This window comes from Bradyrhizobium sp. P5_C12, from assembly GCF_054049735.1.
This window is the reverse complement of the sequence record NZ_JBFULU010000011.1, coordinates 81,364-102,345: the sequence shown is the minus strand read 5'-3', so window position 1 is coordinate 102,345 and position 20,982 is coordinate 81,364. Positions and strand designations below refer to the sequence as shown.

General features: G+C 65.6%; 22 protein-coding genes and 1 riboswitch. Of the genes, 4 read left to right on the top strand and 18 right to left on the bottom strand.

Annotated elements, in window-relative coordinates; all coding sequences use genetic code 11:
• Positions 1-10 precede the first annotated feature (10 nt).
• The 7 genes from ACXJMY_RS13050 to ACXJMY_RS13020 all read right to left on the bottom strand — a co-directional run bounded on the left by ACXJMY_RS13050 (position 11) and on the right by ACXJMY_RS13020 (position 5,421).
• Entirely contained in the window at positions 11-1,315 is a 1,305-nt protein-coding gene (locus ACXJMY_RS13050) for an FAD-dependent oxidoreductase (protein WP_456619744.1), read from the bottom strand.
• Positions 1,316-1,350: 35 nt separating this feature from the next.
• The gene (locus ACXJMY_RS13045) at positions 1,351-2,361 is read right to left on the bottom strand and encodes an ABC transporter substrate-binding protein (protein ID WP_456619743.1); all 1,011 of its coding nucleotides are present in this window, start codon (positions 2,359-2,361) and stop codon (positions 1,351-1,353) included.
• A gap of 124 nt (positions 2,362-2,485) precedes the next feature.
• Entirely contained in the window at positions 2,486-2,791 is a 306-nt protein-coding gene (gene clpS, locus ACXJMY_RS13040; RefSeq protein WP_456619742.1) for an ATP-dependent Clp protease adapter ClpS, read from the bottom strand.
• Positions 2,792-2,836: 45 nt separating this feature from the next.
• Complete coding sequence (locus tag ACXJMY_RS13035; protein WP_456619741.1) at positions 2,837-3,178, bottom strand: DUF190 domain-containing protein; 342 nt, start codon at positions 3,176-3,178, stop codon at positions 2,837-2,839.
• A gap of 2 nt (positions 3,179-3,180) precedes the next feature.
• Positions 3,181-3,609 carry a fluoride efflux transporter CrcB gene (crcB, locus tag ACXJMY_RS13030; protein ID WP_456619740.1) on the bottom strand — a complete coding sequence of 143 codons (429 nt, stop codon included), beginning with the start codon at positions 3,607-3,609 and terminating at the stop codon, positions 3,181-3,183.
• Positions 3,610-3,803: 194 nt separating this feature from the next.
• Positions 3,804-4,193 carry a fluoride efflux transporter CrcB gene (gene crcB, locus ACXJMY_RS13025; protein WP_456619739.1) on the bottom strand — a complete coding sequence of 130 codons (390 nt, stop codon included), beginning with the start codon at positions 4,191-4,193 and terminating at the stop codon, positions 3,804-3,806.
• A 19-nt stretch (positions 4,194-4,212) separates the two neighbouring features.
• A complete protein-coding gene (locus tag ACXJMY_RS13020) occupies positions 4,213-5,421 on the bottom strand; it encodes an MFS transporter (RefSeq protein WP_456619811.1) in 1,209 nt (402 codons plus the stop codon).
• Positions 5,422-5,512: 91 nt separating this feature from the next.
• A riboswitch (Fluoride riboswitch) is annotated at positions 5,513-5,590 on the bottom strand.
• A gap of 210 nt (positions 5,591-5,800) precedes the next feature.
• Between ACXJMY_RS13020 and ACXJMY_RS13015 the strand changes: the two genes are divergently transcribed.
• Together ACXJMY_RS13015 and ACXJMY_RS13010 are read left to right on the top strand one after the other, a co-directional pair.
• Positions 5,801-6,679: a DUF1194 domain-containing protein gene (locus ACXJMY_RS13015; RefSeq protein WP_456619738.1), complete on the top strand. Its 879-nt coding sequence runs from the start codon at positions 5,801-5,803 to the stop codon at positions 6,677-6,679.
• Positions 6,680-6,853: 174 nt separating this feature from the next.
• Positions 6,854-7,486: a hypothetical protein gene (locus tag ACXJMY_RS13010; protein ID WP_456619737.1), complete on the top strand. Its 633-nt coding sequence runs from the start codon at positions 6,854-6,856 to the stop codon at positions 7,484-7,486.
• 33 nt (positions 7,487-7,519) lie between these two features.
• Here ACXJMY_RS13010 and ACXJMY_RS13005 read toward each other — a convergent pair whose 3' ends face one another.
• A complete protein-coding gene (locus ACXJMY_RS13005) occupies positions 7,520-8,293 on the bottom strand; it encodes an enoyl-CoA hydratase/isomerase family protein (RefSeq protein ID WP_456619736.1) in 774 nt (257 codons plus the stop codon).
• Positions 8,294-8,559: 266 nt separating this feature from the next.
• Positions 8,560-9,201: a carboxymuconolactone decarboxylase family protein gene (locus tag ACXJMY_RS13000; RefSeq protein ID WP_456619735.1), complete on the bottom strand. Its 642-nt coding sequence runs from the start codon at positions 9,199-9,201 to the stop codon at positions 8,560-8,562.
• Positions 9,202-9,425: 224 nt separating this feature from the next.
• Here ACXJMY_RS13000 and ACXJMY_RS12995 point away from each other — a divergent pair, with 224 nt between their 5' ends.
• A complete protein-coding gene (locus ACXJMY_RS12995; RefSeq protein ID WP_456619734.1) occupies positions 9,426-9,914 on the top strand; it encodes a GNAT family N-acetyltransferase in 489 nt (162 codons plus the stop codon).
• Here the strand turns inward: ACXJMY_RS12995 and ACXJMY_RS12990 are convergent.
• Positions 9,886-10,944 carry a class I SAM-dependent methyltransferase gene (locus tag ACXJMY_RS12990; RefSeq protein WP_456619733.1) on the bottom strand — a complete coding sequence of 353 codons (1,059 nt, stop codon included), beginning with the start codon at positions 10,942-10,944 and terminating at the stop codon, positions 9,886-9,888. The two genes, ACXJMY_RS12995 and ACXJMY_RS12990, sit on opposite strands and share 29 nt — an antisense overlap.
• Before the next feature lie 255 nt (positions 10,945-11,199).
• Here ACXJMY_RS12990 and ACXJMY_RS12985 point away from each other — a divergent pair, with 255 nt between their 5' ends.
• A complete protein-coding gene (locus ACXJMY_RS12985) occupies positions 11,200-11,781 on the top strand; it encodes a hypothetical protein (protein WP_456619732.1) in 582 nt (193 codons plus the stop codon).
• A 4-nt stretch (positions 11,782-11,785) separates the two neighbouring features.
• Here ACXJMY_RS12985 and ACXJMY_RS12980 read toward each other — a convergent pair whose 3' ends face one another.
• From ACXJMY_RS12980 to ACXJMY_RS12945, 8 genes are all read right to left on the bottom strand, one after another.
• Entirely contained in the window at positions 11,786-13,033 is a 1,248-nt protein-coding gene (locus tag ACXJMY_RS12980; protein WP_456619731.1) for a class I SAM-dependent RNA methyltransferase, read from the bottom strand.
• Positions 13,026-13,760, bottom strand: coding sequence for a TlyA family RNA methyltransferase (locus tag ACXJMY_RS12975; RefSeq protein ID WP_456619730.1), 735 nt, complete (start codon positions 13,758-13,760; stop codon positions 13,026-13,028). Before ACXJMY_RS12975 ends, ACXJMY_RS12980 begins: the two co-directional genes overlap by 8 nt.
• A gap of 22 nt (positions 13,761-13,782) precedes the next feature.
• On the bottom strand, positions 13,783-14,337 hold the full coding sequence (locus ACXJMY_RS12970) for a nucleoside 2-deoxyribosyltransferase (protein ID WP_456619729.1): 555 nt from the start codon (positions 14,335-14,337) through the stop codon (positions 13,783-13,785).
• Between the two features lie 79 nt (positions 14,338-14,416).
• Positions 14,417-16,345, bottom strand: a complete 1,929-nt coding sequence (gene dxs, locus ACXJMY_RS12965; RefSeq protein ID WP_456619728.1) for a 1-deoxy-D-xylulose-5-phosphate synthase — start codon at positions 16,343-16,345, stop codon at positions 14,417-14,419.
• A gap of 588 nt (positions 16,346-16,933) precedes the next feature.
• Entirely contained in the window at positions 16,934-17,185 is a 252-nt protein-coding gene (locus tag ACXJMY_RS12960; protein WP_456619727.1) for an exodeoxyribonuclease VII small subunit, read from the bottom strand.
• 74 nt (positions 17,186-17,259) lie between these two features.
• Positions 17,260-18,189: a histone deacetylase family protein gene (locus tag ACXJMY_RS12955; RefSeq protein ID WP_456619726.1), complete on the bottom strand. Its 930-nt coding sequence runs from the start codon at positions 18,187-18,189 to the stop codon at positions 17,260-17,262.
• A 134-nt stretch (positions 18,190-18,323) separates the two neighbouring features.
• Entirely contained in the window at positions 18,324-19,985 is a 1,662-nt protein-coding gene (locus tag ACXJMY_RS12950) for a bifunctional metallophosphatase/5'-nucleotidase (protein WP_456619725.1), read from the bottom strand.
• A gap of 100 nt (positions 19,986-20,085) precedes the next feature.
• Entirely contained in the window at positions 20,086-20,844 is a 759-nt protein-coding gene (locus ACXJMY_RS12945; protein ID WP_456619724.1) for an enoyl-CoA hydratase-related protein, read from the bottom strand.
• Positions 20,845-20,982 lie beyond the last annotated feature (138 nt).

The following is a 20,982-nucleotide window of genomic DNA, read 5'->3' as shown; positions in this document are numbered from 1 at the left end:
GCTGCGCACCTCAGTCCGTCCGCTCCAGATTGTCGCGCACGCGCCACTTCAGCGCATCGATGTCGATCTGATGGACGCTGCCGCTGCCGGCGAGGTCGAGCGCATGCGCAGCGGCGGCGCCCATCGCCATGCAGGGGCCCATCACCCGAACGCTGGAGAGCGCGGCCTTGTCGGCATCGATGCAGCGGCCGGCGGCGACGATGTTGTCGGCTTCCTGCGGCGTCAGGCTGCCGAACGGCACATAGTGGACGTGGTCCTTGTCGAAGACGTGCCAGTGATGGCCGGAGCCGTGGTCGTGCAATTCGATCGGCCACGCCGTGCGGCCGATCGCGTCTTCGAATTTGGTGCCGGCGCGGACGTCGTCGACCGACAATTGCTCGCGGCCGACGATCCAGCGCGTCTGGCGGATTCCGGGAAAGCCATAGGCGCGGATGCGCGCCTTGCCGAAGCAGGCGGGGAATTCGTTCCTGAGGAAGGCGAAGGCGCGGTCGGCCTGGTCCTTGCCCTCGATGCCCTTGCGGCTCGCCTCCAGCGGCTCCAGGGGCGTCTCGACATGGGTCATGTTCATGGCGGCAACGCCGCGCCCGGGAATGACGAAGGACAGGCCCTCGCGCCGCAACAGGCCGTAGTCGCCGGCCTTCTCCCGCATGCGCGCCGGCAATTCCTCGCGGCTCGGCACCTTGCTCTCGTCGATATTCTCCACGATCAGCATTTGCGTGCCGTAGATCGGGCCGTCGTCCGGCTCGCGGCAGGCAAAGCCCGCCTGCCACACCAGCGCGGCGTCGCCGGAGGCGTCGACGAAGCCGTTCGCCTCGACCTCGACGTCACCGTAGCGGGTGGAGAGATCGATCCCGGTCACGCGCCGGCCGGCGACACGGACATTGCGCATGACGGCGCCGACGATCACGGTGACGCCGGCCGCAAGCATCGCCTTCTCGACCCAGCGGCCGAGCGCGACCTCGTCGTAATAGACGACGGTGGTGTGCGGCCCGCGGCGGTAGAACAGCGCGTTCTCCTGCGCACCGAGGTCGCCCAGGAGATCGTCGGCGATACCGTGGGTGAACTGGTAGCCGTCGCTGCCGTTCGAGAACAGGCCGCAGAAGGTACCGATGATGGAGTTGACCGCCTGGCCGCCGAGCGCGGGCAGGCTGTCGACCAGCACCACCTTGCGTCCGGCACGCGCGCCCTCGATCGCCGCCGACATGCCGGCCGCACCCGAGCCGACCACGCAGATGTCGGCGACGACGCGCGACGGTTTTTGGTTCGCGGCACGCCGGACGATTTTGGTGCCCGCGGTGACTTCGCTCGCGCTCATGGGTAGCTCCGTGTTCTTGTTGTCGTTGTCGTCAGTCATTTCGGCGCCGTCGGCCGGTCCGGGACGAAGGATTTGTCGATGATCTTCTCGGCATCGATATCGGGTTCGACCATCTTCTGGCGCTTGAACCAGGCGATCTGGCGGGCGATGTCGGCGCTGTCGAGCGCGGGATCGACGACCGACAGCCCGATGCGGAGCTGCTCGACCTTCTGCTCGGTGTATTTGGAGATGATCGCAAGCATCGCGTCACCTTCCTCGCTGCGGGCGAATTTGCCGTCCGCATCGCGTTTCAACAGCACGCGCGCATAGTCGTCGGCGCCGCGGCGATAGGCGATCAGCACCTTCTCGACCAGCTTGCGGTTCTTCTCGATCGTCGCGGTCGACGCCACGACGCAGCCGAGCATCCAGGGCGTCTCGTCGCCGACGAAGCCGAGCACGATCGCGTCGCCGGAGGCGACCACCGGGCTGATCGTGGTCGTGGCGGTGAGCGCCGCGTCGAGCTGGCCGCCCTTGATGGCCGCGGCGACATTCGGCAGCGATTGCAGCGGAACGACCCGGACGGAGGTCACGTCGAATTTCAGCTTGTCGGCGATCAGGCCGAGCGAATAATGGAAAGTCGAGCCGACTTGCGTGATGCCGACGGAATGGCCGGGCAAGTCCTTCATCGTCTTCAGGCCCGAATCATATGCGCGCTTGGAGGCGACGTAGGCTGTGTTCTGGAAGCCGGGTGCCTCGCGCGCCGTGCCGGCAACCACCTTCAGTCCACCCTTGCCCGCGAGGTTGTAGAAAGCGGCCGTGAAGCCGGTGAAACCGATGTCGAGATCGCCGGAGACGCTGGCTACCGCGATCGGTACGGCGGCATCGAAGAATTTCAGATCAGCCTCGATCCCTTCCTGCTCGAAATAGCCGCGCTCCTTGGCGAGGAACAACGGGGCTGCCGAGGAGAGCTTCAACAGCCCGATGCGGACCCGTTCGGCCGCTTGCGCCGTGCCGGTGGCGAAGAAGGCCACCGCCGCCAGCGTCAGGACAAGTCGGCCTCTTGTCACGAAGCTTCTTATTGAAATGCCCACTTCCGTCGTTCCCCGCCTTGCTTATTGTCCGGCCTGCGCCGGTTTTTCGGCATTGTCGGCGATCTCCGGCGGGAATGCAAAGTCGGAAGGCGCGGATGGCCTATTCCTCCGGCTCGGTCGTGAACAGCAGCGGATAGCCCTTGGCGCGGCCGGCGTCGGTGGCGCGGGTGGCCTTGGTTTCGGCGACGTCCTTGGTGAACACAGCGACCACGCAGGCCCCCAGCTTGTGCGCGGTGATCATGACCTTGTAGGCCTGATCCTCGGTCATGCGGAATTCCGCCTTGAGGATCATGGTGACGAATTCACGCGGGGTGTAGTCGTCGTTGATCAGGATGACCTTGTGCAGCTTCGGCCGCTCGACCTTGGTCTTCGTCCTGGTTTTCGGCTTGGCAACGGTGTCGTTCATTCCGCCTCCTGAAACGGCGGGCGTCTCTCGGTTCCAGCCGCGGCGTCAGCCCGCGGCCTTCTCACCATATTGCAGGACCTGCACCTTCTCCAAGGTGATCAGCCCGCTCGACATCATGCCATCCAGGATGGGCAGGAATGCGTTGACGTCGTCCTCGCTGTCGACGATCTCGATCAGCAGCGGCAGGTCTTCCGACAGCCGCAGGATCTTCGAGGTGTGCAGCCGGCTCGACTTGCCGAAGCCCATCGGGCCGCGCAGCACCGTGGCGCCGGCGAGGTGCTGCTCGCGCGCCTTCAGCACGATCGCCTCGTAAAGTGGCTTGCCGTCGAAATGGTCGTTCTCGCCGATGAAGATCCGGAGCGAAACAGCCTGACTGGGAATTTGCATGATCAACTCCTTTTCAAGCGGTTGTAGCGGCTTGCCATCATGTGGCCGAGCCACACCGACACCAGCCAGCAGACGACGGACGCCGCGACATAGGCCAGCGCAGTGTACTTCATGCCGCCATGGAGCAGGCGGAAGGTTTCCAGGCTGAAGGCCGAGAAGGTGGTGTAGCCGCCGCAGAATCCGGTCATGACGAATTGCCGGTGCTCGGGCCGCGCCAGCACGCGGCCGTCGGGGCCGGTCAGCGTGGCGTAGAAGCCGATGATCAGCGATCCCGTGGCATTGATGAACAGCGTCGCGACGGGAAATCCGGGACCGGTGTCGAGCGCAAGCCCCACCAGGTAGCGCGTCAGCCCGCCGACGATGCTGCCGGCGGCAACCCAGGCATAGAGCATCGCGCTGCGCCAGCGGTCGGCGGAGGAGGGGAGGCTCATCTGGCGCCGCCCTTTCTTCTCCCTCTCCCCGCTTGCGGGGAGAGGGTTGGGGTGAGGGGGGCTCTCCGCGAGGGCGGTGATAGTTGGATTCGCGGAGACTCCCCCTCACCCGGTCGCTTCGCGACCGACCTCTCCCCGTAAGCGGGGCGAGGTGTACAGCAGATCGCTACCGCAATTGGCTCTGACCCCATCGCCTACCCTCCAAGACTGTCGGCGAGGAAGAAGCCGCAACTGACGGCGAGGAGGCACAATCCGACCGAGAAGGCGACATTGCCGAGCGCGGACAGCGGCTCGCCGTTGCGCGCCAGGGTCAGCGTTTGCAGGCTGAACGAGGACACCGTGGTGTAGCAGCCGAGAAAGCCGGTCACCGCGAACAGCCATGGGTTGGGCGCGGCGAAGACCGAGCCGGGATGGGTCGCCAGCGCGCCAAAGATGCCGATCAGGAAGGCGCCGGTGACATTGATGGTCATGGTGCCCCAGGGAAAGGTCTCGCCCAGCCGCCGCGCGATCGCGCCGGAGACGAAATAGCGGACGCAGCCGCCGAGCACGCTGCCGATCACGATCGCGATCACTCCGTTCAGCACGGCGAATGGTCTCCTCTCGTCACTTGCGCTCCGCCGCCAGCCCGTTACCGATCACGAGCAACCCTGCGAGCGCGGCCAGCGCGAAGCCGAGCCCCGCGAGGAACGTGCCGGCCGGGCCGTAAGCGTCCCACAGCGCGCCGGCGATCACGCTCGCGGCCAGCAGTGCAATTCCGGTGAACAGGTTGAAATAGCCAAACGCGGTGCCGCGCAGATTGGGCGGCGCGGTGTCGGCGACGAGGGCCGAGAGCAACCCTTGCGTCAATCCCATGTGCAGCCCCCACAGCACGACGCCGAGCGCCAGGCCCGCGAGATTCGGCAGCAGAGCGAGCGCGAGATCGGCCGCCGCAAGGAAGACGAGCCCGAGCGCGAGCAGGCCGGTCCGGTTGATCCGATCGGACAAGACGCCGGCCGGATAGGCCGACAGCGCATACACGATGTTCATCAGCACCAGCACGGCCGGCACCCACATCGCATTGAGGCCGATGCTCTGAGCCCGCAGGATCAAGAACGCCTCGCTGAAGCGTGCCAGCGTGAAGACGATTCCGACCGCGACGACGCGCCAATACACCGCGCCGAGCTGCCGCATTGCGGCGAGGTTGAGGGGATTTTTCGCAGGTTCCCGGCCGGGGTCCGGCTCCGGCTCGTTGACCGCAAGCGCGATCAGACCGAAGGACAAGAAGGCCGGCAGCACCGCCACCCAGAACACGGCAGAAAAATTGTCCGCGGTCCACCACATCAGGCCGATTGCCGCGAGCGGTCCGAGGAAGGCGCCGATCGTGTCGAGCGATTGCCGCAGGCCGAAGCTCGCACCGCGCAGGCCCGCTGGTGCGATATCGGCGATCAGCGCATCGCGCGGCGCGCCGCGAATGCCCTTGCCGATGCGGTCGATGAAGCGCGCCGCGACCAGCCATTCGGCGCTGGGAGCGAGCGGGAATAGCGGCTTGGTCAGGGCGGCGAGGCCGTAGCCGAGCGCGGCAAGCAGCTTGCGCCGCCCGAGCCAGTCCGACAGCGCGCCGGAGAAGATCTTCGTGATCGAGGCGGTCGCCTCCGCGATGCCCTCGATGAACCCGACGGTGAGCGCGGAGGCGCCGAGCACGGTGACGAGATAGACCGGCAGCAGCGCGTGGATCATCTCCGAGGAGATGTCCATCAGCATCGAGACGAAGCCGAGCACCCAGATTCCCCTGGGCAGCCCGGCGCGCGCAGCATGTGGTGTCGTCGTCGTCACGTCCCGGCCTTTGTCATCAGGCAACAAAAAACCCGCCATCGGCGGGTTTGTCCATGCTCCCGCCAAAGGCGGAGGCTCAAAAATTGCCCCACCTCAAGCAGGAGTCATCAGCCCATTACGATCATCGACCGCCGGGCGGTTGTCGGGGGACTCCATCCCCATCTGTGCGGTCAGCCTAGCATGGAAATCGCGCGGGACAATAGGGCGGGGCGCCTCTCCACATCTGCCGCGGTCATTCCAGCGGCGTGACCATGGCGGACTCGCGGCGTGTCGGCGTAAGAGCTTGCATTCCTAACTCGAATGTGAAGCACAACCGATCTTCCCGCTTTGCGGCAAGGCGATTGCATGTCACCATCACGTCATACGACGGGAGACTGCGATGCGCTTGCTGTTCTCGATCGGGGCTGTGCTGGTGGCCGGCGTGCTTGCCGGAGGGGATGTTGCGGGCATCGCGGCACCAGGACCTAAATTTGAACCGCCGAAACTCGAACCGAACAAGAATCCATCGCAGCGGCAAGCGGCCGACAAGGACGCGCAGACGGTCGACGTCGAGCTGATCCTCGCGGTCGACGTCTCCTACTCCATGGACATGGACGAGCTGGCGATCCAGCGCGAAGGCTATGCGCAGGCGATCCAGTCGAAGGAGTTCCTGCAGGCGTTGAAGATGGGGCCGAACGGCCGTATCGCGGTGACCTATTTCGAGTGGGCCGCCTCGACCGACCAGAAGATCATCATCCCGTGGCGGCTGGTCGACGGACCGGAGACCGCGGACGCGGTCGCCGCCGAAATCCTGAAGACGCCGATCCGGCGCGCCTCGCGCACCTCGATCTCCGGTGCGATCACCTTCGCGATGCCGCTGTTCGACGAGGATCCCTATCACGGCATTCGCCGCGTGATCGACATTTCCGGGGACGGCCCCAACAACAATGGCGGCCCGGTGACGGTGGCGCGCGACGCGGCGATCGAGAAGGGCATCGTCATCAACGGCCTGCCGATCATGGTCAAGGAGCCGTCCTATTCGACCATGGATATCGACAATCTCGACTACTATTACGAGGACTGCGTCATCGGCGGTCCGGGCTCCTTCGTCATCACGATCAAGGACCGCGACAAGTTCAAGGAAGCGATCCGCACCAAGCTGCTGATGGAGGTTGCAGGCCGCACGCCGGAGCGTCCCGTGGTGCGGGTTGCGGACAAGGAGCCGCGCGTCAGCTGCATGATCGGCGAGAAGATCTGGTCGGACCGCTGGGGGCGCTGAGGCGCACTCCGAATGAGACCATTTGCCTCATTTCACCCGGCGGTTGAACTTAACCGCTCGTTAACTGCTGCATGGCCCTAATCGGATTGTTTCCGTCTGTTTCCGGGCCTGTCCCGGATTGCTGTCCGGCGCGCAGGGCAGCGGATTCGCCAGACCTGTCCGCCGAGCAATCCAATGGCCGTCGTCACCTCGAGCACCAGCCAGATTTCTCCCGCCAACGAGCGGGTGTATCACCAGAGTGCTCTTCTCGGTGAATGGAAGGGCAATTGGGCGGGCAACAACCAGCCCGTCAGCTTCAAGGTCGTGAACATCCGCGGTGCCCGGGCGCAGGTCGAGTACACCCATAACGGGCGCACGGAGCGTGGTTTTGGCCAGGTCAGCGGCGCGCTTCTCACTTTCGGCACGGTCACGGTCGGCACCAAGGACGGCAAGAATTTGGTGCTGTTGTCCTCCGCGGGCGCTGGCAAGCAGACCGCCACTCTCGAGAAGCAGGCGCCGCCGGCCTCCGACAGCCTTCTCATGGGAAGCTGGGGCGGCTATTCCTCCGACAACGGCAAGAGCGCGAGCTTTCGCGTTCTGTCCGTCAATGGCAAGGAAGCCCAGGTCAGCGTGACCACTGACGGCATCACCCGCCAGGGCACGGGCATCGTCTACAAGAACGTCATCATGTTCGGACAGGCGCAGATCGCGACCGACGATGGGAAGAACGGCAAGATCATCTACCAGGTCGGCAGCAAGTCGTTCATGGTGCCGGTGACGAAATATCCGCCGGCCGATTCATCGTCTTCGGTGGACAAGACCGCCTGAACCCACCGCGCCTTCCGGGGCTGTCGGCGCTGGTCACCATTTCGGCGCCCGCTTCTCCACGAACGCCTTCAAACCCTCCTGCGCTTCGTCCGACGTCGCGACGTTGCAGAAATCGTCCACGGCGCTGGCAATGCTGCGCCGATAGTCGAGGTCGATCTGGCGCATGAAGGCGGCCCGACCCATCCGCACCACCGCGGCCGATTTTCCGGCGAATTGCGCCGCGAGCTTCAGCACCTCGGCCTCCAGCTCGGCATCGCCGACGACGCGGTTCACCACGCCGAGCTCGCGCGCTTCAGTGGCGCTGAAGACGCGGCCGGTGAACAGCAGCTCGAAGGCGCGATGGCGTCCGACGATGCGCGGAAGATGCGCGTAGTGAATCGCGGGAATGACGCCGACGTCGATCTCCGGATAGCCGAAGGTCGCGCTCTCGGCTGCCAGCACGACGTCGCAGGACACCGCCATGGTCATGCCGCCGCCGCGTGCCGCGCCGCCGACCGCGGCGATCGACGGCTTTCCGAGACCGTACTGGGCGTCGTAGAGGTCGATGTAGAGCGCCTGGAGGAATTCGCGGATCTGGGCGCCGGATTTGCCAAGCAGGATGTCGAGATCGAGGCCCGCCGAAAAGCGTTTGGGGATCGCGCTCGCCAGCACGACGACGCGCGCATCCGGATCATCGGCGGCGCGGCGGAGAGCTGCCACCACCGCACGGATGACCTCGAGGCTCAGCGCGTTGACCGGCGGACGGCGTAGCGTGATGCGGGCGATGCTGCCTGCGCGTTCGTAGGCGACGGGGTTGTCCGTTGTCACCGGGGTCTCCATGCTTTCAAGACGCGTTGCGGATGCRTCCACATCGTCGTTGCGCCACCGTCAACTCCGTCATCCCTGCGCAACGGCGAAGCCGTTGTCGCTGGAGCCTCGAAGGATGCGCGGCCCGATGCAGCCGGGCCGTCGCCCTTCGAGGCTTGCCCTACGGCGCGATTGCGCCGCAGGGCGCGCACCTCAGGGTGACGGTACTAAAATTGGGCTCGCCGGCCAGGTCCATTCGCAAATTGAGAGCGGGTCGTGTGCTGCTTCTATTTCGCCGCCAGCGGCGGCAGCGGCGGCACGCTGTCGTTCGGTGCTTCCGCCTGCATCGTGATCAGCGTCATCGAGACCAGGTCGTAATAGCCGATCAGGCCGATGATATCCATGATGCCACGCTCGCCAAACTTCGCCTGCGCCGCGCGGTAGACCTCGTCGGACACCTTCTTGTCGCGATAGAGCGCCATCGCGAGATCATAGAGCGCGGCTTCGTCGTCCTTCATCGCCTGCGGCCGCACGCCGCTCGCGATGTCCTTGGCGACCTGCGGATCGAGCCCGGCTTTCATGGCGAGGGGATAATGCGCGAACCATTCATATTGCGCCGTCCACTGCCGGGCCGTGATCAGGATGGCGAACTCGCTCAGGCGTGCCGGCAGCGACGAATTCCAGCGCAGATAGTCCGACATCGCCGACAGCTTTGGCGCGAGCTCCGGGTTGCGGATGTAGGCGCGGTAGGGTGGGTTGGCGAACTTGGCGTTGCGCGGCGGCCCCGAGATCGAATCGGCCCACTCCTTCTGCGGCGGCGTGAGCTCGTCCGGCTTCAGCGGCGCGAAGCGGGACGGTTCGCCGGCACGACCGATCCCCGAAATTGTGACCGCAACCAGGAGAGCGAGTGCCGGTCCCAGGTATTTCATAACGTTCTCCCATCTGGCGGACTATCGCCGCCTTGCGCGACGCCAGCTTACGTCGCGGCGCGAACGGGGCAAGGACGCCGACGCCGGTTAAGGCTGCGGCATCGGAATGGCCGTGCAGCAAGGATGCGCAGGTCATCGCCGGTCGCGCGATGGGAATCAGCTTACCTTCGTCGACACGGTCGCCGCCAGAACGCGAGCGGCTGCTCAAATGCAGGGATCGCAATATGCCAAACGCCAGGTGGGCTCGAGAGCCCGATCTTGCCCCGCTGCTCGAATTGTTTCGCGTCTCGGAGGTCAGCGCGGCCGCCGAGCCGCTGGAGCGAGCGGCGGATGTCTGGCGGCAGATATTGTCCCGCGATGATCTCGCGGTGTGGGTTTCGGACGACGCGAGCAAGATCGTCGCCACCTGCATGCTCATCACCGCGCCGAATCTGCTGCGCGCCGGCCGGCGCCATGGCTTCCTCGAGAATGTCGTGACTCATCCCGAATATCAGGGCCGCGGTCATGGACGCGCCGTGGTCGCGGCAGCGCTGGCCGACGCCTGGCGCAAGGACTGCCATCACGTCCTGATGCAGAGCGGCCGCAAGGACCCGCGCGTGCATCGCTTCTACGAGGGCTGCGGCTTCGTGCCGGGCTTGCGGGTCGGCTATGTCGCGCACCGGCCCGCGCCCGGCGTGATGGAGATCAGATCCGCGCCTCGAGGATCAGGTTGAAGGGCGTCTCAGTGGCGCGACGGAAGCGGGTCAGGCCGCCCTCGCGCGCGACCTTGCGCAGCCTTGCCTCGCCGGCTTGAGCGCCCAGCGCGAGGCCGACCTCCTGATCGAGCGACGCCGGCGTGCAGATCATGGTCGACGCCGCATAGTAGACGCGTCCGACCGGGGTGAGGTTGTCTTCGAGGCGGTCGCCTGCGAACGGCTCGACCAGCATGCAGGTGCCATCCTTCGCCATGGATTCGCGCACATGACTGATGGCGCCGACGGGATCGCCCATGTCGTGCAGGCAATCGAAGAAGCACACGAGATCGTAGCCTTCGGCCGGGTAGGTCTTGGCCGAGTGAACCGCGAAGCTGACCCGGTCGCCCAGCTTGGCCTCATTGGCCGCCTTTCGCGCGGCCTCGATCGAGCCCTCGTGATAGTCGAAGCCGTAGAAGCGGGAGTTCGGGAAGGCTTTCGCCATCAACCGCGTCGAGACACCGTGCCCGCAGCCGACATCGGCGACCTTGGCGCCGCGCTTGAGCTTGTCCACGACGCCGTCGAGCGCGGGCAGCCACTCCTGCACCAGATGGTGCATGTAGCCGGTGCGGAAGAAGCGCGCAGTGCCGCAGAACAGGCACTCGCTGCGCCTGTTCCAGCCGACACCCTTGCCGGACTTGAATGCGTCCGTAATCTTCGGCTCGTCGAGAAACGCCGCGGCAATGACATTGCCGACCGCGCCGAGGAAGACCGGGCTGTCCTCGTCGGCAAGCGCCATCGCCTGCTCCGGCAGCATCGAGAACTTGCCGGAAGCGGAGTCGTATTCGACGTAACCAGAAGCCGCCTGGCTCGCCAGCCACTCGCGGACGTAGCGTTCATTCGTTCCGGTGGCGCTTGCGAGCTCGGCGGAGTTCATGGGTCCCTTGGCAGCAAGGGAGCGGTAGAGGCCGAGCTTGTCGCCCAGCAGGACCAGCGATGCGTTCATCGCGGCCCCGACCTCGGTGATCATCTTGCCCATAAAGGCATTCAACCTGTCGGAATTGACCTCCATGACAGCCTCCATGCAAATGTCAGGCATTTTCAAGGGTCTGCGCAATTGCGCGTTGCCGGACTGAGCCAGGCCTTCGCGATCAAAGCCGCGGCCTGAACTCGCGCGTCCTCTATGTGGGTCAACCCGGCGGGCCGGAGGTTCAACGCGTCAGGAAGACGTCATCCTGGAACTCGATGACGCGGCGCCAGGCACGGCTCCACTGGCATCTGCGATATTCGAAGGGTATAATTTGCGAACTTTTCGACGGTAGCCAGAATGTCCAGCCTTGCAGGTTCTTGCGGTCTCGCAGCTCTCCTCGCCGTGCTTTGCCTCGGCGGAGCACCGGTTCATGCGCAAGTTGCGCCCCTGAGGTATTTTATCCCGGGCGGCCCCTTCGGCTCCGGCCAGAGCTTCGATACCTATGGCAACTTTCCGAGCTTCGATGCCGGCACACGCACCAGTTTTGCGAACGGCTTCTCTGCCGGCAGCCAGAGTGGCAACCTCAATTGGAGTGGCCTCAGCCAGACGGGACCGGTCGGCAATTTCAGCGCGCTCTCCTATGACAGCTCGCAGTTCGGCTACAACACCAAGACCGCAGGCGGCATGCCCGTCACGTTCTTTGCCGGTTTCGACACGCTGAAATACGGCAACGGCATCGGCAGTTCGCTTGCGCCGCTCACCTCGGGCTCTGCACCCGGCTATGGTGCGTTTGCAGGCGTCGAATTCAAGCCGACCTCCAATCTCAGCCTGTCGTTCGGGGCCGGGTTCACCCAGCAGGACTCGAGCCGCATGGACAGCGACATCAGATCGAACATGCTGCCGGGCGAGTCGCCGGCGCTCGGCGGCCTTCGGCGCTAAGACATTATCGCGTAAATTTCGCCACCAGCTCGACGTGCGGCGTGTGGCGGAACTGGTCGACCGGCACCACGGTCTCGATCTTGTAGCCGCCGTCGATGAGCAGCCGTGCATCGCGGGCAAAGGTCGCAACGTTGCAGGATACCGCGATCACGACCGGCACCTTGCTGGCGGCGAGCTTCAGCGCCTGCGCCTGCGCGCCCTGGCGCGGAGGGTCGAACACCACGGCGTCGAAGTCGCGCAGCTCCTGCGGCACCAAGGGGCGGCGGAACAGGTCGCGCGGCTCGCACCTGATCGGCTTCAGGCCGGACGTGCGCGCTGCTTTTGCCAGCGCGGCGATGGCGCCGGCATCGTTGTCATGGGCGGTGACGCGTGCCTTCTCCGCAAGCCGAAGCGCAAACGGACCGACCCCGCAGAAGAGGTCGAGAACCTCCTTGGCCTTGCCGATGCGCGCTGCGACGAGAGCAGCCAGCGTCTGTTCGCCCACGGCGGTGGCCTGAAGGAACGAGCCCGGCGGCAGCGTCACCTCGGCGCGGCCCATCTGCAAATTCGGCGGCAGCCGTTGCAGCACCAGTTCGCCGTGCCGCGTCAGCCGCGCCAGCCGATGCTGTTCCGCGACCCGCGAGAGCGCGGTGATCATCGCCGTCGGCAGCGGACCGGAGCCGCGCACGTCGACGTCGAGGCCGTTGGCGGTGGCGGTGACCTGGATGTCGAGCGGCTTTGTCACCGGCATCTTCGAGGTCAAGGGCTCTGCGAGCGCCCAGGCGGCATCGAGCGCGCCGTCGAGCGCGGGATCGAGGATCGGGCATCGGTGGATCGGGATGACGTCGTGTGAGCTTGCGGCGGAAAAGCCCACCTTGAGGACGTCATGCGTGCCGAACCGGCCGTGCAGCGTGACGCGCCGGCGGCCCATACCATGGGCATCGACCAGCGGCGCGACCTCGCAGACGAGGCCGGCCTGCGCCAGCGTCTCGACCACGATGCCGCGCTTCCAGGCGTGATACGGCCCGGCCGCCCAATGCTGGATCGCGCAGCCGCCGCAGACGCCGAAATGCGGACAGAACGGTTCGATCCGCTCGGGACTTGGGACATCGACCGCAAGCAGCTTGCGGCGGTCGGGATGATGGCCCGCGACATGATCGACCTCGACGCTCTCGCCGCCGAGCGCATAGGGCACGTAAACCGCTTCGCCTGCTTCGAGCGAGACACCGTCGCCGCGATGGCCGACATGATCGATCCTCAGGCGCTCAACCACGGCGCGCGCCCAGGAAGAATTCGATGTTGCCGTCGCCGCCCGCAATCGAGGAGGCAAACACCTCGATGTCGGTGCAGCCGAGCGAGGCCGCGAACGCCGCGATATCGTCGCAGATCTCCTGGTGCACGGCGGCGTCGCGAATGATGCCCTTCTTGCTGTGCTTCCGCTCTGCCTCGAATTGCGGCTTGATCAGCGCCAGCAGGCTCATCGGCGCGGCCGCGAGCGATAGCGCCACCGGCAGCACCGTCTTCAGCGAGATGAAGCTGACATCGATGACGACGACATCCGGCCGTGCCGGCAGCCGCTTGCCGTCATAGCTGCGGATATCCGTCTCCTCCATCGAGACGATCTTCGGATGGCCGCGCAGCGACGGATGCAATTGGGCGGTGCCGACGTCGATCGCGAACACCAGGCTCGCGCCGTTCGCGAGCAGCACCTCGGTAAAGCCGCCGGTGGAGGCGCCGACGTCGAGGCAGACATGATCCTCGATCTCGATCGGGTAACGCTCCAGCGCACCGGCGAGCTTGACGCCGCCGCGCGAGACATAGGGATGCGCCGGCTCGGCCTGGATCACCGCGTCTGCTGCGATCGTCTCCGACGGTTTGGCGACCGGCTTGTCGTTCGCGGTGACGAGCCCGGCCTCGATCGCCGCGCGCGCCCGGGCCCGGCTTTCGAACAGGCCGCGCTCGACCAGCAGAACATCCGCGCGCTTGCGGGGAGGGGACATCAATCTCTCCGGAGGACGACGCTTATGTAGCGATCAATCGCGCAGCCGCCATCCGGACGCAAGTCTCGAACGCGGCCAGATCATGCCAGACGTCGACCGGCATCTCGGCCGGCGTCACCAGCGGGCAGCCGTGCAGCTCCAGCGCATGGATCATCATGAGATTGTCGACGAGGCCGAAATCCTCGATCGTCAGCCCCTGCGCGTCGACCAGGCGTCCGCCTTCGCGCACGACATCGACGAAGCGCCCGACGCGGTCGGCATAGGCGGCGCCGTCGTTCGAATAGGCCAGACACAATTTGCGGCGGCCGGCCATGTAGCCGAGCTCGTAGACGGTGCCGGGATCGGCGCCGGCGCCCCGGAAGGGGGTGAGGTTGGCAATGATGGCATCGGCCTGATCCATCATCGCCTCGTTGCCGGCAAAGATCTGCCGCGAGGCATCGGGGGCGGCGAGATCGATGGCGTTGTCGAGGGGATAGAGGCCGGTGAGCCCATGCGCAGCGCAGATCGCGGCCTTCTGCCTGCCGATCTCAACCGCATCCGGCAGGAACACGTCGGGGCCTGCCAGATAGATCTTCATGGGGTGACCTGCTGAACGCGAAGCGCGCTGCAACACCTCTCCCATAGGGAGAGGTGGGGGGACAGCGCCTGAACGACAATCAGGCCAGCTTGACCGTCTCGGCCTTGACGTCCTTGCCGAGCGCCTCGAACACCTTGGCGACGATGCCCTTGGCGTCGAGACCGGCGCGGCCGTACATCGCGGCCGGCGTGTCGTGGTCCTGGAACACGTCGGGCAGCACCATGGAGCGGAAGCGCACCATGCCGCTGTCGAGCGCACCCTGGTCGGTCAGGAACTGCGCGACATGCGAGCCGAAGCCGCCGACCGCGCCTTCCTCGATCGTGATCAGGATCTCGTGGTCGCGGGCGAGCTTGAGCACCAGCTCGGTGTCGAGCGGCTTCATGAAGCGCGCATCGGCAATGGTGGTGGACAGGCCGTGGGCGGCGAGCTCGTCGGCCGCCTTCTCGCATTCGGCCAGACGCGTGCCGAAGGAGAGCAGGGCGATCTTGCTGCCCTGGCGGATCACGCGGCCCTTGCCGATCTCGAGGGGAACGCCGACGTCGGGCATCTCGATGCCGCGGCCTTCGCCGCGCGGATAGCGTAGCGCGCTGGGGCGGTCGTTGATCGCGACCTGGGTTGCGACCATGTGGACCAAATCGGCTTCGTCGGCCGCGGCCATGATCACCATGTTCGGCAGACAGCCGAGATAGGCGTTGTCGAACGAGCCCGCATGCGTCGCGCCGTCGGCGCCGACGAGGCCGGCGCGGTCGATGGCGAAGCGGACAGGCAGGTTCTGGATCGCGACGTCATGCACGATCTGGTCGTAGCCGCGCTGGAGGAAGGTCGAGTAGATCGCGCAGAACGGCTTGTAGCCCTCGGTCGCAAGACCGGCGGCAAACGTCACCGCGTGCTGCTCGGCGATGCCGACGTCGAAGGTGCGGTCCGGGAACGCCTTGTTGAAGATGTCGACGCCGGTGCCGGACGGCATCGCCGCCGTGATGGCGACGATCTTGTCGTCCTTCTCGGCTTCCTTGACGAGGCTCTGGCCGAACACGTTCTGGTAGGCCGGCGCGTTCGGCTTGGCCTTGGCCTGGGTGCCGGTGGCGACGTCGAACTTGACGACGGCATGGTACTTGTCGGCGGAGGCTTCCGCCGGACCGTAGCCCTTGCCCTTCTGCGTCACGACGTGGACCAGGATCGGGCCGGTCTCCATGTCGCGGACGTTCTTCAGAACGGGCAGGAGGTGATCGAGATTATGGCCGTCGATCGGGCCGACGTAATAGAAGCCGAGCTCCTCGAACAGCGTGCCGCCATCCATCATGAAGCCGCGGGAATATTCCTCGACGCGGTTGGCGCGGTTGGCGAGGATCTTCGGCAGGCGCTTGTTGATCTGCTTGGCCGCCTCGCGCAGCGTGCGGTAGGTCTTGCCGGAATAGAGTCGCGACAGATAGGCGCTCATGGCGCCGACCGGCGGCGCGATCGACATGTCGTTGTCGTTGAGGATGACGATCAGGCGCGAATTCATCGCACCCGCATTGTTCATGGCCTCATAGGCCATGCCCGCTGACATCGCGCCGTCACCGATCACGGCGATAACGTTGTTCTTGCCGCCGGAGAGGTCGCGCGCGACCGCCATGCCGAGGCCGGCGGAGATCGAGGTCGAGGAATGCGCGGCGCCGAACGGATCGTAGTCGCTCTCGCTGCGCTTGGTGAAGCCGGACAGGCCGCCGCCGGTGCGCAGCGTGCGGATGCGGTCGCGCCGGCCGGTGAGGATCTTGTGCGGATAGGCCTGATGGCCGACGTCCCAGATCAGCCGGTCGCGCGGCGTATCGAAGACGTAATGGATCGCGGTGGTGAGCTCGACTACGCCGAGGCCCGCGCCGAAGTGACCGCCGGTCACCGAGACGGCATCGATGGTCTCCTGACGCAGCTCGTCGGCGACCTGGCGAACCTGCTCGACCTTGAGCTTGCGCAGGTCGTCCGGCGTCCGGATGGTGTCGAGAAGCGGCGTTTTACTGTATGCGTTCACGGCGATTTCCAATTTGTCAGCGCCGGAAGGTCATTCCGGTGCGCGATGGGTTTGCACAATATCGGCGCAGCGCGAGTCCTTAAACCGCCGGAGCCACCTGCATGGGGCAGAGCCCCGTCTTCAAGCTTAGGTGAGCTTAGGTGCGCTCCGGTTCAGTCTCTGTGATCCCTGTCACTCAGATCGGCTTCGTCCGTCCCAGCCAATTTCATCAGCAGTTTGAAGCGCTTGTCGTCGGTAATCGGTGCCCACGCAAGGCTAGCAAAAAGCCACACTCCGCGCAGCTTTACACCAAACCTTGGGCCAAAGCCAACCCGCCCGACCGATTACGGGCATGCAGGTGCAACCCCCGGGCCAATTTGGTTAACCCTGGCGCGCGGGGGGAGGTTCCGGTCCTGCCCGGTTCCGCGGCAGGCTTTTGGGCGAGTGCGAGGCTGTTTGGGGCCGATTTGCGCAGCCGGGACGCTCTTCGATGCGAATCGTGACCGCGCCAATCACGCGGCGTCGCGTATTCCAGCGCGTGGAACCCGACACGACCATGAAAAATTGCGGCCGGCCACTGCCTGAAATGGGCGACTCCGACGCCCGGCCTTATTGCACGTCGAGCGGCGCGGTGCCGGTGGCCTGGCCGGTGGCATCGGTGGTGATCTTGTCGACGCGCGCTTCGGCCTGGCGCAGCAGCTCCTCGCAGCGGCGCTTCAGCGCCTCGCCGCGCTCGTAGATCGTCACGGATTCCTCGAGTGGCACCTTGCCGTCCTCGAGCCGCTTCACGATCGTCTCGAGTTCCTCGATGGCGCGTTCGAAGCTGAGCCTGGAGACGTCGATTTGGGTATTTTCGGCCATATAAGTTTCCGATTGCCCGATTCGCTTCTCTTGCAGAGAAAGCAGGGTTTTGCGGGCGTAATGTGGCGGTGTCGTCAGGCGCCCATCAGGGCGCCGACATGCGCCGTAACTGATTCTTTCAATCCTTGCAGATCATAGCCGCCCTCGAGCACCGAAACAATTCGGCCCGCTGCGGTCTTGTCGGCGAGATCCATCAGCTTGCGCGTCACCCAGGTGTAGTCCTCCGCGCGCAAATTCAGCGAGGCCAGCGGATCGCGGTAATGCGCGTCGAAGCCCGCGGAGATGACCAGCAGCTCGGGGCTGAATTTCGTCAGTTGCGGCAGGATCAAATTCTCGAACGCGATGCGGAATTCGGGGCCGCCGTCTTCGGAGGCGAGCGGCGCATTGACGATGGTGTCGTGGTCGCCGCGCTCGCCCCGCGCACCGGTGCCGGGGAACAGCGGCATCTGATGCGTCGAGCAATACATCACGGTCGGGTCCGACCAGAAGATGTCCTGGGTGCCGTTGCCGTGATGCACGTCGAAATCGACGATCCCGACGCGCTCGATGCCGTATTTGCGTTGCGCGTGCCGCGCCGCGATCGCGACATTGTCGAAGAAGCAGAAGCCCATCGGCTTGCCGATCTCGGCGTGATGTCCGGGCGGGCGCACCGCGACGAAGGCGTTGCGGTGCTCGCCCGCCATCACCGCTTCGGTCGCCGCGACGGCGCCGCCGACGCCGCGCATCACCGCTTCCCAGGTGCCCGGCGACATCGAGGTGTCGCCGTCGATATAGACCTGGCCGCTGGTCGGCGCGATGTGGCGCAGCTCGGTAACGTAATGCTCGTTGTGGCAGAGCGTGACGAGGTCGAGATCGCCCTCCGGCGCCTGGTCGCGCACCAGGTACTGGAAGCGCTCCTGCGACAGCGCTTCCTCCACCGCGCGCAGGCGGTCCGGCCGCTCGGGATGTCCCGGCGGCGTGACGTGGTCGAGGCAGGCCTTGTGGGAGAGGAGAAGCGTGCTCATCAGGTCGGGCTCATGGGATGCGGGCTCTTGACGTCGCTTGGCGCATCCGGCGCCAAAACGCAACGCAAAACGCAATCTATGCGTTCGGCCGGGAATGGCAAACGGTGGTTCCGTTCCGGCCCGGTTGATCCAGATCAATTCGAGCGAAGGATGCGGCTGAGCGGCAGGGGGCCGATCGGTCCGTGCGCTTTGAAGAATGCAAACAGCGCGTCCGCATCGTAGCCGCCATATTGCGGCGAAGCACCTTGCTTGGCGGCCGTGAAGCCGTCGCCGCCGACGGCGAGGTAGTCGTTGAGCGTGACGCGGTAGCCGCTTGCCGGCTCGAGCGGCTTGCCGTCGAGCGTCATCGTCTCGGTCACGACGCGCTCGCCGAACGGCTTCGCCGCGTCCCAGGTATAACTGAACCCGTTCGACACCTGGAGGATTCGCGGCCGTTTCGGATCGAGCCATTGCTGCTCGAGCATGTCCTTGAGCTGGGCGCCGGTGAGCGTCATGGTGACGAGGCGGTTGCGGAACGGCTGGCTCGCGAACAGGTCGCCAAAGGACACCGCGCCGTTCTCCTTCGGAGCGATGTCGGTGCGGATGCCGCCGGGATTGGTGAGCGCGATCACCGCGCCGCCGTCCTTCGCGGCCTTCGTCGCGGCGAGCTGCGCGTCCGCGATGACGTCACCGAGCGCGCTCTCGCCGGCCTCGTTCGGCACGCGCGACAGCGTCTGCGTCACCGATCCGGCCGGGCGATTGGCGATCGGGGCGGCGAGCTTGTCATAGGCCTCGATCAGCGCGGTCTGCTCGGGGTCCGTGGCCAGCGAGGCATTCGCCACGATGACGTTCTCGGCGTTGGCGCTGACGATGTCGCGCGTGGCCGGATCGAGCTTGAGATCGATCGCGGTGACCAGCGTGCCGTATTTGTCGCCGCTGGTGACGAGCCGTCCGTCGATGTCGCAGACATAGGCGCGATGGGTGTGGCCGCTGACGACGACGTCGACGGCGCGGTCGAACTTTTTCACGATATCGACGATCGGCCCCGTAATGGCCGGGCATTCATTGTAGTCGCCGGCAGGCTCGCCGCCCTGGTGGATCAGCACCACGATCGCCTCGACGCCGCGCGCCTTCAGTTGCGGCACGAGCGCGTTCACAGTCTCGGCTTCGTCGCGGAATTCGAGGCCGGCGATGCCCGCCGGCGAGACGATGCCCGCGGTTTCCTTCAAGGCGAGGCCGATGAAGGCTATGGGGATGCCGTCGAACTCCCGGATCTCGTAGGGCGGCAGCACGCTCTTGCCGGTCGTGGTCTCGATGGTGGAGGCCGCGAGGTAGTGGAATTTCGCGCCGGTGAAGGGATGCGGCCCCTGGCAGCCGTCGACCGGATGGCAGCCGCCGTTCTGCATCCTGAGCAGCTCGGTCTTGCCCTCGTCGAATTCGTGATTGCCGACCGAGGTGATCGCAAGCCCCATCATCGACAGCGACTCGATCGAGGGCTCGTCGTGAAACATCGCCGACAGGAACGGGCTCGCCCCGATCAGGTCACCGGCGGCGACGAAGATCGTGTTCCTGTGCCCTTCGCGCAATTGCCTGACCAGCGTGGCCATGTATTCGGCCCCGCCGGCCGCCACCATCACCTTCTTGGCCTTGTCCTCGGGATCGCCGATGCGGATGCCGCCCGGCGGCGGCCGCAAATTGCCGTGGAAATCGTTGATCGCGAGGATGCGCAGCTCGACCGGCGCGGCGGTCTGGGCCGACGCGGGGAGGGCGGAGGCGAGCGCGAGGGCAGCAAGGATGGGGCGGGAGATGTATCGCATGGAACAAGATTAGTGGTTTCGCACGAAGATTTCACGAAGCTTCTCGCCGTCATTCCGGGTTCGCGACTCCGTCGCGCCCCGGAATGACGATCGTGGGTGTCTAGCGCCTCTTCCTGTTCGCGAACGCATTGAACGCGGCGGTCGCTTCGTCCGACTTCAGCCGCTCGCCGAACAGATGGCTTTCCTGGTCGATGCGGCGGGTGAGCTCTTCCGGCGCGGCGCGCAGCAATTTGCGCGAGATCGCAACCGCCTCGGCCGGAATCTTGCAGATCTCGCGCGCCACCTTGCGGGCTTCGACCTCGGTATGTCCAGGCGAGACCACGGTGTTGACGAAGCCCGCGGCGTGCGCCTCCGCCGCGGTGAAGGTCCGTCCCATCACCAGCATCGCAAAGGCGCGCTGGTAGCCCATCGTGTTCGGCATCAGCAGGCTGGAAGCGCCGACCGGCACCAGCCCGAGATGGATATAGGGCGCGGAAAAGGTCGCCGCGGTCGATGCCAGCACATAGTCGCAGTGGAACAGCATCACGGTGCCCATGCCGATCGACGCGCCGTCCACGGCCGCGATGATCGGCTTGACGTTGAGGGCGAGCGAGTAGAGGAAGCGCGCGCCGTCCGTCAGCGTCTCGGAGCTCGCCCCGCCGGCCTGCATGAAATCGTCGATGTCGTCGCCGGCGGTGAATACGCCGGAACCGCCGGTGATGATCATGCAGCGAATGTCGGGATTGTTCTGTGCGGTGTCGATCGCACGGCTCATCTCGCGATACATGTCCTGCGTGATTGCGTTTTTCTTGCTCGGCCGGCGCAGGGTGATCACGCGCGTTGCGCGCTCTTCGGTGACGACGATATTGCCGTTCGACATGAGAGCCCCCCTGCGGTCGCCGCGGCGCTTGCCGGTGGCGTGTCTCGCTTGCTTCAGCCTACATCATCCCACGGGCGTGCCAATCCGCCCGCTCGACCTTTTCGACGGGAATCCCCGTGAGCCCGGCCACGGCGCTCG